This is a genomic window from Roseateles oligotrophus (assembly GCF_025717515.1).
GTDB lineage: Bacteria > Pseudomonadota > Gammaproteobacteria > Burkholderiales > Burkholderiaceae_C > Paucibacter_A > Paucibacter_A oligotrophus.
In genome coordinates this window covers 120953-134372 of sequence record NZ_JAJIRN010000003.1, presented here as the reverse complement: position 1 = coordinate 134372, position 13420 = coordinate 120953, and the positions used below count along the sequence as shown (strand labels likewise).

General features: G+C 61.6%; 14 protein-coding genes and 1 pseudogene. 8 read left to right on the top strand and 7 right to left on the bottom strand.

Features of this window, described 5'->3' with window-relative positions; genetic code table 11:
• Positions 1-181: 181 nt before the first annotated feature.
• On the top strand, positions 182-1108 hold the full coding sequence (locus tag LNV07_RS06695) for a LysR family transcriptional regulator ArgP (protein WP_263570405.1): 927 nt from the start codon (positions 182-184) through the stop codon (positions 1106-1108).
• A gap of 9 nt (positions 1109-1117) precedes the next feature.
• On the opposite strand, the gene LNV07_RS06690 is transcribed toward LNV07_RS06695, so the two are convergent.
• Entirely contained in the window at positions 1118-1342 is a 225-nt protein-coding gene (locus tag LNV07_RS06690) for a hypothetical protein (RefSeq protein WP_263570404.1), read from the bottom strand.
• 278 nt (positions 1343-1620) lie between these two features.
• Here LNV07_RS06690 and LNV07_RS06685 point away from each other — a divergent pair, with 278 nt between their 5' ends.
• Positions 1621-1839 (top strand): hypothetical protein, encoded by a 219-nt coding sequence (locus LNV07_RS06685; protein WP_263570403.1) that lies wholly within the window; start codon positions 1621-1623, stop codon positions 1837-1839.
• Between the two features lie 6 nt (positions 1840-1845).
• On the opposite strand, the gene LNV07_RS06680 is transcribed toward LNV07_RS06685, so the two are convergent.
• From LNV07_RS06680 to LNV07_RS06665, 4 genes are all read right to left on the bottom strand, one after another.
• Positions 1846-2268 carry a universal stress protein gene (locus tag LNV07_RS06680; protein WP_263570402.1) on the bottom strand — a complete coding sequence of 141 codons (423 nt, stop codon included), beginning with the start codon at positions 2266-2268 and terminating at the stop codon, positions 1846-1848.
• 72 nt (positions 2269-2340) lie between these two features.
• Positions 2341-3132: a metallophosphoesterase gene (locus LNV07_RS06675; RefSeq protein ID WP_263570401.1), complete on the bottom strand. Its 792-nt coding sequence runs from the start codon at positions 3130-3132 to the stop codon at positions 2341-2343.
• Between the two features lie 67 nt (positions 3133-3199).
• Positions 3200-3958 (bottom strand): UPF0149 family protein, encoded by a 759-nt coding sequence (locus LNV07_RS06670; protein WP_263570400.1) that lies wholly within the window; start codon positions 3956-3958, stop codon positions 3200-3202.
• Complete coding sequence (locus LNV07_RS06665) at positions 3955-4926, bottom strand: LysR family transcriptional regulator (protein ID WP_263570399.1); 972 nt, start codon at positions 4924-4926, stop codon at positions 3955-3957. The genes LNV07_RS06670 and LNV07_RS06665 overlap by 4 nt, the downstream gene beginning before the upstream one ends.
• A 122-nt stretch (positions 4927-5048) precedes the next feature.
• Here LNV07_RS06665 and LNV07_RS06660 point away from each other — a divergent pair, with 122 nt between their 5' ends.
• Positions 5049-5285: a hypothetical protein gene (locus tag LNV07_RS06660; protein ID WP_263570398.1), complete on the top strand. Its 237-nt coding sequence runs from the start codon at positions 5049-5051 to the stop codon at positions 5283-5285.
• 89 nt (positions 5286-5374) lie between these two features.
• Here the strand turns inward: LNV07_RS06660 and LNV07_RS06655 are convergent, their stop codons facing one another.
• A complete protein-coding gene (locus LNV07_RS06655) occupies positions 5375-7243 on the bottom strand; it encodes a phosphoenolpyruvate carboxykinase (GTP) (RefSeq protein ID WP_263570397.1) in 1869 nt (622 codons plus the stop codon).
• A 310-nt stretch (positions 7244-7553) separates the two neighbouring features.
• Between LNV07_RS06655 and LNV07_RS06650 the strand changes: the two genes are divergently transcribed.
• The gene (locus LNV07_RS06650) at positions 7554-8126 is read left to right on the top strand and encodes an MOSC domain-containing protein (RefSeq protein ID WP_263570396.1); all 573 of its coding nucleotides are present in this window, start codon (positions 7554-7556) and stop codon (positions 8124-8126) included.
• Between the two features lie 15 nt (positions 8127-8141).
• On the opposite strand, the gene LNV07_RS06645 is transcribed toward LNV07_RS06650, so the two are convergent.
• Positions 8142-9215 (bottom strand): alkene reductase, encoded by a 1074-nt coding sequence (locus tag LNV07_RS06645; protein ID WP_263570395.1) that lies wholly within the window; start codon positions 9213-9215, stop codon positions 8142-8144.
• Between the two features lie 78 nt (positions 9216-9293).
• On the opposite strand from LNV07_RS06645, the gene LNV07_RS06640 reads away from it, so the two are divergent.
• From LNV07_RS06640 to LNV07_RS06625, 4 genes and pseudogenes are all read left to right on the top strand, one after another.
• A complete protein-coding gene (locus tag LNV07_RS06640) occupies positions 9294-10433 on the top strand; it encodes a right-handed parallel beta-helix repeat-containing protein (RefSeq protein ID WP_263570394.1) in 1140 nt (379 codons plus the stop codon).
• A gap of 28 nt (positions 10434-10461) precedes the next feature.
• A complete protein-coding gene (locus LNV07_RS06635; protein ID WP_263570393.1) occupies positions 10462-11319 on the top strand; it encodes a 23S rRNA (adenine(2030)-N(6))-methyltransferase RlmJ in 858 nt (285 codons plus the stop codon).
• A 108-nt stretch (positions 11320-11427) separates the two neighbouring features.
• On the top strand, positions 11428-12096 hold the full coding sequence (locus LNV07_RS06630; protein WP_263570392.1) for a CAAX prenyl protease-related protein: 669 nt from the start codon (positions 11428-11430) through the stop codon (positions 12094-12096).
• Positions 12097-12100: 4 nt separating this feature from the next.
• A pseudogene (locus LNV07_RS06625) lies at positions 12101-13411 on the top strand (MFS transporter); the annotation flags it as partial.
• Between the last annotated feature and the right edge of the window lie 9 nt (positions 13412-13420).

Genomic DNA, 13420 nt, shown 5'->3' with positions numbered 1-13420 from the left:
CTCCAAGGAACCCGAGGCGGGTCGATTGATCGGTCTTGCAGTCCAAAGATGGATATCGGCAAAGTCGCGCAGGGACTGCAGGCCAATCACGCATTCATCACCGATGGAGGGCGGATTGTCGGCATGCTCAGGTAAAACCAGAAGGAAAATTACTATTTCTCTGGATACATTAGCATTACTTATGAAAGACCTAGACTCCGCCGCCCTTGATTGCTTGGCCGCCCTGGCCGATGAGCGCAGCTTTGAGCGCGCCGCCCAGCGCCTCAGCATCACCCAAAGTGCGGTCTCGCAGCGCCTGCGCAGCCTGGAGTCGCAGGTCGGGCAGCTATTGGTGGTGCGCTCACGGCCATTACGACTGACCGAACCGGGCAAGGTCTTGCTGCGCTTCGCCCGTCAGTTGCAAGCCTTGCGCACCGATGTGGCGCGCGAGTTGGGTGGGCAAGTTGCGCCGAATGAGCGGATTGCCATCGCGGTCAACGCCGACAGCCTGGCGACCTGGGTCTTGCCCGCGCTGGATTCGGTCGTGCAAGCGGGTCTGAAGCAGGGTTTCGGCCTTGAGTTGGTCGTCGATGACCAGGACTTCACCCATGACTGGTTACGCCAAGGCGAGGTCTTGGGCTGCATCAGCACGGTGCGCCAGGCCTTGCGTGGCTGCTTGGTCCAACCCCTGGGCGTGATGCGCTATGTGGCGGTGGCCAGTCCGGCCTTTATGCGGGCGCAGTTGCCCGAAGGCCTCAACGCTGGCAATTTCGCGAGCACGCCCTTTTTGGTGGTCAATCGCAAGGACGATTGCCAGGTGCAATGGGTGGCCAAGGCCTTCGGGGTGCGGGCGCCGCGTTTGCAGGAGCGCTATGTGCCGTCCAGCGACGCCTATGTGCGGGCGGTCTGCATGGGCTGGGGGGTTGGCGTGGCGCCGGAGTTACAGGCCAGGCCGTTGATCGCCAGCGGCGACCTGGTGGCGCTACGACCCGATTTGGGCGTGGATGTCACGCTCTATTGGCACCAGTGGAAGTTGCTCTCCGACCTGGTGGCGGCGCCGACTCGGGTGGCCTTGCTCGACCAAATCGGCCAAGCACTTGCGCGGGGCGCGAAAACGGCGCTGGCCTGAAATCTTGGTTCAGCGCAGCTCTACAACACGCCGTGTAGCCGCAGAAGCAGCATATTCGGCCGGCCGAGGCGTCCGCTCGACGCTACGGAAATTCTGCGTTGAGCCGGCCGCAGCCGCCAAGCGATAAGGCACACCGGCGGGATTCATCTTCAGCGACCCCGCAAGCCAGATCGCGCTGCACACCACCAAGCCAATAATGCCTGCGGTCAGCCACTTCAAAAGTAATGCATTCATGCGTGAAAGTCCCGTGATGAATTTGGCATCAGGGGAGGCGGAGCATAACCAACTCGAAACTCAAACACCACCCACAAAAGTAGGATATGGGGTTATTCCCTTAATTGCCCCCCCCCTGAGTTGCGGGGAGCCGGCATCTTCTCAGAGTTTTCGCCGTGTCTTTTTCACAACTAGGCCTTTTAGACCACCCAAATTGGTGATTCGAAGCGGCGCGCGATCAAGCACACTGAAGTTCAGGGCGATGCTTCCCCTGCCATAGTCCGAGAGCGAGGTTTGATATGCGATTCGCCCCATCATTACGTTTCTTTCGCCGCAGCCCCGCGCCGTCGCAGGAGCAAGATCCGGCGGACTTGGGCACCGCCTTCGGCATGGAAGCCAGCCTCGAAGACGGTGATGACTACCGCGCCAGCGTCACCGAAGTGGAGTTGGAATCGCAGCGCGCTCGCACGGCCCTTGAGTCGCCACTGGCCTGGCTCAGCAAGCGCAGCGGCTCCTAAGACTCGTCAGCGGATCAGCAACACCGGCACGCTGCAATGCGCCATCACCTTGGTGGCGACCGAGCCCATGATCAAATTGCCGATCGAGCTGTGCCCATGTGAGCCCAGGATCACCAAGTCGAATTTGCCCTTGTCGGCCGTGGCCGCAATCAGATCCGCAGCCGGGCCGACCTTGTTGATGTATTCGGCCTGAATACCCTGTTTGCCGAAAAAGCTACGCACCGTCTTCAAAACCTTCTCGCCTTCATCGGCGTAGTAGCCCTTCAGCAAATCTTTGTCGAGCACCGCAGCGGCTCGCGGAGGCACTGCCGGCACGGCATGCACAACGGTGTACTGATGCGCGCCCCCCAGCCATTCATCATGCGCGGCCAAGTAGGCCAACATACGTTTGGTGTAGCTACTGCCGTCAACGGCGACCAATATCTTCATATCCGCTCCTTTGCTGAAATTACTCCGAGTGACTCAGTCTGACATAGACACAGACTGCCGAATTGATACCGGTCAAGCTAGAGTTGCAAATACGTCGATCAATAGCTCTGGCTCAAAGCGCGCCGGTTCGCCCTTGCGTTGGTGTCCGCGGGCGTTACAGATGACACGGGTGGCGCCGCCGGCGCGTTCAAACAGATAGTCATGCTGACAATGCAGATGGCCATGCAACCATAGGCGGGCCTGTGAGAACAACGCCTCGTCATCGTTGCAGAAGCTGGCCGTGCCGGGCTGCTTTCCGTAGCGCGGATCTGCACTACGGAGGCTGGGAGCAAAGTGAGTAATCACCACCGTTGCATCCCAAGCGGCCGATACATCGCCCAGAGTCAGTTCTTGCGTCAACCATTCACGGCAATTCAAGGCCTCGGCACGCACGGCTATTGCATCGAAGGGTTGGCCATCTCGGCTGGCCGCCATCATGCGCTGGAAATAGCTGGCCGCCCGCATCGCTCGGGCCCGCTCGCTGGGCCCAAAAACATCGAAATCGCTCCAGCGCGTGCTACCGACAAAGCGCACGCGCCTGCCTTGGCTATCGGTATGCACACAACTGGCGTTGTCCAGCATGGTGAAGCCGAGCTCATCGGCCAAGGCATGCAGGCCGGCGCAAGCGAGGTCGAAGTCGCGGCCGTCGTATTCATGGTTTCCGGGCACGAACAGCACCGGCACCGGCCAGTCGCGGAACAGCTGCAGTCCACGCCAGCTGCTGTCGACATCGCCGGCCAGCACCAGCAAGTCGGCACCCGGCGCGGGCTGCGGCAAAAAGGCCTCGGTCTCCAGATGGAGGTCCGACAGGAGTTGGATTTTCAAATGCGCAATCTAATTTGTTGGCGACAGAGCTACTCGCTACGCTCGGGCGGTCTGTCACTCAATGTCATTAGTTTGCCCCATGGCACTGCTTGTACTTGCGCCCCGAGCCGCAGTGGCAAGGATCGTTGCGACCCAGTTTGGGGCCTTCACGGCGCAGGGTCTCGACACGGTAGCGCTGCTCTTGGGTCAGGTCGCAGAGGTCGGCCACTGTGACGACCAATTCTTCGACCGCCTCGTCAATGTCCTTCAACGGATGCTCGCGATCCAGCGTGGCGACCACTTCCCGCTCTTCATGGGTCTCGGCCGGCAAATGACGGTACAGGCGCGCCAGAGCCGCCATCACCGCATCGTCGGTCATGTCCATCAACTCGGGAAAGCACAGCGCCCCATGCTGGAATCCTGCAACCCAGGGCATCAAGGTGCGCGAAATCAGGCTCATGCCTTCGTAGGTCAAGCGGGCCTGCTTCGCTTCAGCGTCTTCATCCTCCGGGATGGGCTCGGGCTCGGCCGACTCTTCAAGATCCAGCACGACCGGATCAAACCAGCCGTCTTCAACCATCTGGCGATTCAAGGCCACATGGCGGCGCTCGACCAGCTCGCGAATACGCGCCAGCCAGACCGGGTCGACATCATCCGGCAGCACGCCGCCGTCATAGTCAAAAATATTCGGCAGCCACTCATCCACGTCAATCAAACGCGGCTGCACCAGCACGCAGCATAGATAACCGTCCAGCATGGAGGCATCCAGCGCTTGCAGCGGCTCGGGCGTGGTGGCAAGAAGTTCGTCGAGTTCAGCGAACTCGGTATCGGTCAGGTCGATGCTCATCTTGCAATTGTCGCCGCAGTTCGCACTTCGACGCCAGCCTGCGCGCGTCTTGCGGCTTCAATCAGACGTTCGCGCATCCATTGCTGGGCACTTCGGCTCTCGCTGCGCAGATGCCACAACATGTCCACATGCACCTTGGACAAGGGTACCGGCAAGGGCCGTTCGATCAGCTGCTCCTGGTAGCCGGTCGCCTCCACAAACTTGGCGGGCAAGACGGTCAATAGATCGGACTTGGTGACCACCCGCCCGGCGGTAAAAAATTGATTGACCGTCAAGACAATGCGTCGGCTGCGGTTCATGGCGTTCAAGGCCTCATCGACGAAGCCATGCGGCCGACCCGAAAAGCTGACCAAGAGATGATGAGCGGCGCAAAACGCATCAAGATCCAATGGTTGTTGCGCCAAGGGATGGGCTCGCCGCATCACGCAGACATATTCACTGTCGTAGAGCCGGTGCTGGCGGATCACCGACTGGCCGCCATGAGCGCGCAACGCAGCCACCGCGCCGGGAAAATATCCGACCGCAAAATCGGCTTCGCCTTGATCCAACAAGGCGCGCGGATCGCGGGTCGCCAATGGGAGCACATGCACATTGGCCAAGGCCCCAACCTCTTCCAGCTGCGCGACCAAGGGTGGCAGCAACAAGGCTGCGGTCGCGTCTGCCATCGCGATTCGAAAGGTGTACTCCTCCTTCTGCGGCTGAAACTCACCCGGCGCCAAAAGCGCCTGCAAGCGTTGCAATATCAGTTGAACCTCGGGCCACATGCCTTCCGCTCGCGACGTGGGCTTCATGCCAAAGGCCTGGCGCACGAACAGCTCTTCGCCCAAAGCTTCCCGCAAGCGCTTCAGCGCATGACTCACGGCGGGCTGCGTCATCGCCAAACGGGTTGCCGCCCGGGTCAGGCTGCGCTCGGCCATCACCGCATCAAAGACCCTCAGCAAGTTCAGATCGAGATTGCGAAAGTTCATTGCCCCAACCCTTGATATTCGAAGTTTTCATATCTTCGATTCAAACAATTCATTTGTCGAGGCCTAGGGTTTACCCGAAAATGCCACATCGGCCCAAAAAGCCACCCAAATAAGGACATGCAATGAGCGTCGCTACCCAAACCTTCGGCCTGCCACTGAGCCGCAATATCCGCCACAGCGGCTCGTTCACCTTCATCGGCGCACGCCTGTGGATGAACGCGATTTCGTCTGTCAAGGCTCGCATGGCAGTCGCTGCCGAAGCGCGCGCCGAACGCGAGTTGCTGGCTCTGGCCCAGCAATACGAAACCAGCATGCCTTCGTTTGCGGCCGAATTGCGCGCCGCCAACTGCCGCCGCTGAAGCAAGCCTCGGCCGCAGCAGCCGCCCAGTAAAAAAGCCCGCTTGATCAAGCGGGCTTTTTTACTGGCTGAAGCTTCTATCGCTACGACCTATTCCGCGGCCAGACGAGCTTCGATCTTCAGCTTGGTCGCGGGCAGTTCGGCGGGCAGATGGTGGGCGAGTTGCTGGAAAAGCTCCTCGTGCAACTTCATCTCCACGCCCCAAGCCGCCTTGTCGATATGGGTGGTGATGTTGAACTGCTCCTGCGTGAAGTCCAGGCCGTTCCAGTTGATGTCTTGATAGCGCGGCGTGACGCCGAACGCATGCTCCTCGCCGACCCCCGTGCCTTCGACGCGGTCCAGCATCCACTTCAGGACGCGCATGTTTTCGCCATAGCCGGGCCAGACGAACTTGCCATCCGCGCCCTTGCGGAACCAGTTGACGCAGTAGATCTTGGGCAAGGCCGCGCCGCCAGCCGCCAGCTTGGCGCCCATGTCCAGCCAATGCTGGAAATAGTCGCTCATGTTGTAGCCCATGAAGGGCAGCATCGCGAAGGGGTCACGGCGCACCACGCCTTGTTGGCCGGCCGCAGCCGCGGTGGTTTCCGAGCCCATGGTGGCGGCCATATAGACGCCCTCGATCCAATCGCGCGCCTCGGTCACCAAGGGCACGGTCGTCGAACGGCGGCCACCGAAGATGAAGGCATCGATGGGCACGCCGGCCGGGTTGTCCCATTCGGCGTCGAGCGCCGGGTTGTTGACTGCCGAGACGGTGAAACGGGCGTTCGGGTGCGCGGCCTTGGCGCCCGTTTCCTTGGCGATTGCCGGCGTCCAGTCCTTGCCCTGCCAGTCAATCAGATGGGCCGGCGCTGTGTCGGTCATGCCCTCCCACCAGACATCGCCGTCGTCGGTCAAGGCGACGTTGGTGAAGATCACGTCCTGGTTCAAACTGGCCATGCAGTTGAAATTGGTCAGCGTGTTGGTGCCGGGGGCGACGCCAAAATAGCCGGCTTCCGGATTGATCGCGTAGAGGCGGCCATCGGCGGCGGGCTTGATCCAGGCGATGTCGTCGCCAATGGTGGTGACCTTCCAGCCGTCGAAGGCGGCCGGTGGGATCAGCATCGAGAAGTTGGTCTTGCCGCAGGCGCTCGGGAAAGCGGCCGCGAAGTGATATTTTTTGCCCTCGGGCGAGGTCACACCCAGGATCAACATATGCTCGGCCAGCCAGCCTTGGTCACGGCCCATGGTCGACGCGATACGCAAGGCGAAGCATTTTTTGCCCAGCAAGGCATTGCCGCCATAGCCGGAGCCATAGGACCAGATTTCGCGCGTCTCGGGGAAATGCACGATGTATTTGGTCTGGTTGCACGGCCATTTGACATCTGCCTGACCGGCTTCCAATGGCGCGGCCACGGTATGAACACAGGGCACAAAAGTGCCGTCGCTGCCCAACACGTCCAACACCGCCCGACCCATGCGCGTCATCGTGCGCATATTGACGGCCACATAAGGGCTATCGGACAACTCGACGCCGATATGCGCAATAGGTGAACCGATCGGGCCCATGCTGAAGGGCACCACATAGAGCGTGCGGCCACGCATGCAGCCCTTGAACAGCGCCTTGTCGCCGGTTTGCAAGAGGCTGCGCATCTCGGCCGGGGCCATCCAGTTATTGGTCGGGCCGGCGTCTTCCTTGTTGGCCGAACAGATATAGGTGCGGTCTTCGACGCGGGCGACATCGCTGGGGTCGCTGCAGGCCAAATAGCTGTTCGCGCGCTTGGCCGGGTTCAGTTTCTTGAATGTACCTGCGTTCACCAATTGGGTGCATAGGCGGTCGTATTCGGCTTGACTGCCGTCGCACCAGTAGACGTCGCGCGCTTGGGTCAGCGCGGCCACTTCGGCCACCCAGCCGATCAAGCGCTGGTGTTTTACGTAAGCCGGCACATTCAAGCGCAGCCCTTCCATCACGGGTTGGTTCATGGTCGTTCCTTCAATATAAAAGCAAAATTTGGTCAAACCCGTAGGCGAGCGCTCACATATTTCGAGAACTTCACCTTCGAACTTGACCAAATGCCGCTGATCGCACTGTGCCGGGCGGAGCTTGTGCTCCACCTCGCTCGGTCAAACCATACAAAAACCGCAGCCGCTTTTGCTGCGGGTCCGCAATTGTCACCGCAATGTAACCATGCCGTAACTTCCGGAGAACCCGTGGTTATGCATTTGCAGAATGAAGTCATGCCCGGATAGATTCGCAAAGCAAGTTGCCGCGACTTTTGTCACACTCCGGGTCATGAAACTGATCAGCATCAATGTGACCAAGGCCCAAATCCTGCAGACCTTGGACGGTCAAACCGTGCAAAGCGGGATTCGAAAACAAGCGGTGAGCGGCACCGTCGCGGTGCAGCCGCTGGGTTTGCAGGGCGACGAGCAAGCCGACCTGAGCGTGCATGGCGGCCTGAGCAAGGCCGTCTACGCCTACCCGAACGAGCATTACGCCTTCTGGCAAACGGTGCGGGCGCAGGCCAAGGTGGCCGCTTGGGACGAAGCGTTGGCGCCCGGCGCGATGGGCGAGAACCTGACGCTGGCCGGGCTGCTGGAAAAAGACGTCTGGATCGGCGACCGCCTGCGTTTTGCCGACTGCGAGCTGCTGGTCAGCGAGCCGCGCTATCCCTGCTTCAAGTTCAACGCGGTGATGGGTTTCAACAAGGCCGTCAAGCTGATGAGCGAAAGCGCCTGGTGCGGCTTCTACCTGGCCGTGCAAACGCCGGGGACGATAGGGGCCGGCGAGAGCTTTGAGCTGCTGGCCGGCCCGCGCGAGCTCACGATCTCGGAACTATTCCGAGCCAAGATGCGGCGAGGCTGAGGCCGCCGCGGTGGCTCACAAACTCGGATAGTCGGTATAGCCCTGGGCGCCGCCGCCATACAAGGTCGTTCGCTCCAGCGGCTGCAATTCGGCATTCAGGCGCAGGCGGCGAACCAGATCGGGGTTGGAGATGAAGGCGCGCCCAAAGGCGACCAGATCGGCGCGACCCTCGGCCACCGCCTTCAAGGCCATCTCGCGGCTGTAACCGTTGTTGACCATCCAGGGGCCGCCGAAACGTTCGCGCATGGCCTGGTAATCGAACGGCGTTGCGTCGCGCTCACCGCCGGTCTGGCCCTCCACCACATGCAAAAACGCCAGGCCCAGCGGCGCGAGTCGCTCGGCCACATGGTTGTACAGCGCCTGCACCTGTGAGTCGCAACCGGCCGGCGTGCTGGCCAAGTTGACCGGACTCAGGCGCAGCCCCGTGCGCCCGGCGCCGATGGCCCCGGCCACCGCCGTCATCACTTCCAACACGAAGCGCGCCCGGTTCTCGAGCGAGCCGCCATAGACATCACTTCTGTCATTGATGCTGTCGTGGAGGAATTGATCGATCAGATAGCTGTTGGCGCCATGCACCTCCACCGCGTCGAAGCCCGCCTCCATCGCACAGCGTGCGGCATGGGCGAATTGCTGCACTACGGCGCCGACCTCGGCCGTGCTCAGCGCATGCGGCGTGGACAGCGGCTTGACGCCTGTTGGTGTGCGTGCGTTGCCGACCGCGGCGCGCGCGGTGCTGGAGACCGGCGCTCGGCCTTCGGGCTGGAAATCGCAATGCGAGATCCGTCCGACATGCCAAAGCTGCGCGGCGATCTTGCCGCCCGCCGCATGCACGGCGTCGGTGACGCGCCGCCAGCCGGCCACTTGCTCCGGCGTGTGGATGCCGGGCGTATCGAAGTAACCCTGACCTTCGGCGCAGATTTGCGTGCCCTCGCTGATGATCAGGCCGGCCGTGGCGCGCTGGCGGTAATACTCGACCATCAAGTCATTGGGCACCAGGCCCGGTGCGCGGCTGCGCGTCAGCGGCGCCATGACGATGCGATTGGCGAGCGACAGATCGCCGATTTGGATGGGGTCGAAGAGGCTGGGCATTGAATGGGCTGGTTTTGCAAAGGTGAAGAGCCTATACGGATTTTCTTGGTCGCGCCAAGGCTAGACTCCGCCAAGCCCATGAAACCCGATCACCATATTCGCCGTGGCCTGCTGGCCGCCTTTGCGCTAAGCCCCCTGCAGCGCGCTTGGCCTGCGCCCGCCCGAGTCTTGCGCGTCGGCCCCAATGAGTCGATACACAGCCTGGCCGAAGCCTCTCGGCTGGCGCGTGATGGCGACCTTGTCGAGGTTCAGGCCGGCGACTATGTCGGCGATGTGGCCAATTGGACGCAAAACCATTTGCGCCTGGTCGCCGTGGGTGGCCGCGTTCGCTTGCTGGCGCAAGGTGCACATGCGCGCGGCAAGGGCATTTTTGTCGTCAACGGCAGAGGCGTGGAGATCAGCGGCTTCGACTTCATCGACGCCAAGGTGCCCGACGGCATCGGCGCCGGCATTCGCTTCGAGACCGGCTCGCTGCTGGTGCGCGACTGCAGCTTCACGCGCTGCGAAATGGGCTTGTTGACCAATAACGACGAGCAGGCCCGGCTGGAACTCGAAGGTTGCGAGTTCTCCTACGGCCACCGCGACAACACCTTCAGCCACCTGCTCTACGTCGGCCGCATCGCCAGGCTGACGGTCAGCGCCTGCTATTTTCATCACGCCGAACGCGGTCATCTGCTGAAAAGCCGCGCAGCGCAGAACCTGATTCTCTACAACCGCCTGAGCGACGAAGCCGGCGGGACGGCCAGTTATGAATTGGAATTCCCAAACGGCGGCCAGGCCACGGTGATGGGCAATGTGCTGGATCAAAACGCGCAGACCGACAACCCCTTGATGATTTCCTATGGCGTTGAGGGCTATGTTTGGCCACGCAACGAGCTCGACCTGATTCACAACACCCTGGTCAATCTGCGGCCGCACAACAGCCCGCTGCTGCGCGTCTCGAAGGCCGATGTGCGGGTGCGCATCATCAATAATTTGATCGCCGGCGCCGGCAGCCTCGGGGACGATGCGCTGGGCGAATGGCGCCACAACCCGCGGCTGAACCTGGATCAGCTGGGCGCCGCCAGCGGCTACGCGCTGCCGACACTATCGCCCTTGCGCAACAGCGCGGTGAGCTTGGCGGCCGAGTTGAGGCCGACGCGGCAGTATCAACATCCACGCGCCAGCAGCCCGCTGATTCGCCCGCCCCTGCACCCCGGCGCAATTCAATATCCTTGAAGGCGGCCACACAGCCTAAAATTCGCCCATGCTCGCCTACAGACACGCCTTCCACGCCGGTAACCATGCCGATGTTCTCAAACACCTGATCCTGACTCAGGTGCTTCGCTATATGGGCGAAAAAGACAAGCCCTACACGCTGGTCGACACCCACGCCGGTGCCGGCGGCTATTCGATCGAAGGCCAGTACGCGCAGAAAAAGGGCGAGTATGTGCAGGGTGTTTCGCGCCTGTGGGACGCCAAAGACCTGCCCGCGCCGCTGGCCAACTATATGGAGCTGGTGCGCGCCTTCAACACCGACGGCCAGCTGCGCCAATACCCAGGCTCGCCCGGCATCGCCAACTTGATCATGCGCGAAGAAGACAGGCTGCGCGTGCATGAGTTGCACCCCACCGATTTCCGTATTCTGGAAACCTATCTGTCGACCCGACCCCATACCCAGGTCAGCGACAAAGACGGTTTCGCCGCGCTGCGCGCCGAGTTGCCGCCGCCCTCGCGCCGCGGCGTCGTGCTGATGGATCCGTCCTATGAGTTGAAGACCGACTACGCCAAGGTGCTGACCGCCGTGCGCGAAGGCCTCGAGCGCTTCGCCGACGGTGTGTTCCTGATCTGGTATCCGCAGCTGCAACTGCTGGAATCGGCACAACTGGCGCAGCGGCTCAAGGCCGCCGCCGACGCGAGCGCAAAGAAGGGCTGGCTGCATGTGCGCCTGACCGTGCAGCAGCAATCCGATATCCGTGGCTTTGGCATGCTAGGCAGCGGCATGTTCGTGATCAACCCACCGTTCACGCTGCATGACGATCTGCAGGCCTGCATGCCTTATCTGGTCGACAAGCTCGGCCAGTACGATGGGGCTAACTTCCTGCTGGAGCAGCGCAGCTCTTGAGCCGGCTCGCCCCCCGAACTGGGGCTTTCACTGCTGGGTTTGTCATCAAATCAAGGTAGGCTTGCGGCCTCTTCCGTTCCGACGCGGCCGCCGCGAGCAAGACCCACGATGAACCTCAGCCCCGCCGCTCTGGCCCGCTCTATTCCATTTGCCGCCTTCATGGCCCTGTTGGCCCTGCGGGGTTTTTTGCCGGAAAGCTCCGGCCTGGACCCACGCTATGTCTACGGCGTCAGCGTGCTGGTGGTCGGCGGCTTGCTGGCCTGGTTCTGGCTCGATTACGGCGAGCTGACCCGCCAGAACTTCCCGAGCGTGCGGGAATCGCTACTCAGCGTGGCCGTCGGCGTCATCGTGTTCGGACTCTGGATCCATCTCGATGCGCCCTGGATGCAACTCGGCGAGCCGACCGCCAGCTTCCTGCCGCTGGATGAGCAAGGCCGCTTGATCTGGCCCTTGATCGCGCTGCGCTGGTGCGGCGCCGCCCTGATCGTGCCGGTGATGGAGGAGTTGTTCTGGCGCAGCTTCTTGATGCGCTGGGTCGAGAGACCGAAATTCGAGACCGTTGACCCGCGGCGCGTCGGCATCAAGGCCATCGTGCTGTCGACCTTTGTCTTCATGCTGGCGCATACGCTGTGGCTGGGCGCCGTTGTCGCCGGCCTCGCCTACGCCTGGCTCTATATCCGCACCGGCAAGCTCTGGACGGCCGTGATCGCGCATGCCGTGACCAATGGCGTGCTCGGCATCTGGGTGGTACACAGCGGTCAATGGCAATTTTGGTAAACCAATGAATCCCCAAAAACCTAACAGTCAATTTGCGCTGCTTGGCCAGCGCCGTTTTGCGCCCTATTTCTGGGTGCAATTTCTCAACGCCGGCAATGACAATCTGTTCAAGTTCCCGCTCATCATCCTGATTACTTACCAGCTCCAATTGGACTGGTTGCCGGCCTCGCAGGCCGGGCTGCTGATCAACGCGCTGTTCATCCTGCCCTATGTGTTGTTCTCCGCCACCAGCGGGCAGTTGGCCGACAAGCTGGAAAAACACCGCCTGATGCGCTTCGTCAAGTCGATCGAGGTGGCCATCATGGCGCTGGCCGCTTGGGGCTACCTAACGACCAATGTCCCCATGCTCTTGGCCTGCGTCTTGCTGATGGGTTTGCACTCGACGCTGTTTGGCCCGGTCAAATACGCCTACCTGCCGCAGCAGTTGAGCGAGCGCGAGCTGATGGGCGGCAACGGCATGGTCGAGATGGGCACGTTTGTGGCGATCCTGTTGGGCCAGGTCTTCGGCGGCCTGCTGATCGCGATGCCCGAGGTCGGCGCACGCAATGTCGCCATCGCCTGTCTGGTGGCCGCCGTGGTTGGCCGCTTGCTGGCGCAGTTCATTCCGGCCTGCCCGGCCACCGACCCCAAGCTCAAGATCAACTGGAATCCTTTCACCGAAACCTGGCGCAATTTGAAGCTGTCCCGCGAGGTGCCGGTGGTGTTCCGCTCGCTCCTGGGCATCTCCTGGATGTGGTTTTTCGGCGCGGTCTATCTGAGCAGCTTCCCGGCCTTTGCCAAAGAGGTCTTGCATGGTGACGCGCAGGTGGCCACCGCGCTGCTGGTGATGTTCTCGCTCGGCATCGGCATCGGCTCGTTGCTGTGCGAGCGGCTGTCGCGGCACTCGGTCGAGATCGGCCTGGTGCCGGTCGGGGCGATCGGCATGACGCTTTTCTCCATCGACCTCTACTTCGCTTCGCGTGGCCTGTCGACCAAGCCGGTGCTGATGGGCCTGAACGAGTTCTTCTCGCACCCCGAGCATTGGCGGGTACTGGCCGACCTGGGCCTGCTGGCGCTGTTCACCGGCCTCTACAGCGTGCCCATGTATGCCTTGATCCAGCTGCGCTCGCAGCCCAGCCACCGCGCCCGCATCATCGCCGCCAACAATATTCTCAATGCGCTGTTCATGATCGTTAGCTCGCTGCTGGCCGGCGTGTTGCTGGGCAGTTTTGGTTTCACCATCCCCGAGCTGTTCCTGGCGGTTGGTCTGGCCAATCTGGTCGTTAGCTTGTATGTGTTCGTGCGTGCACCCGAGTATTTGCAGCGCTTCCAGGCCTTGTTCACT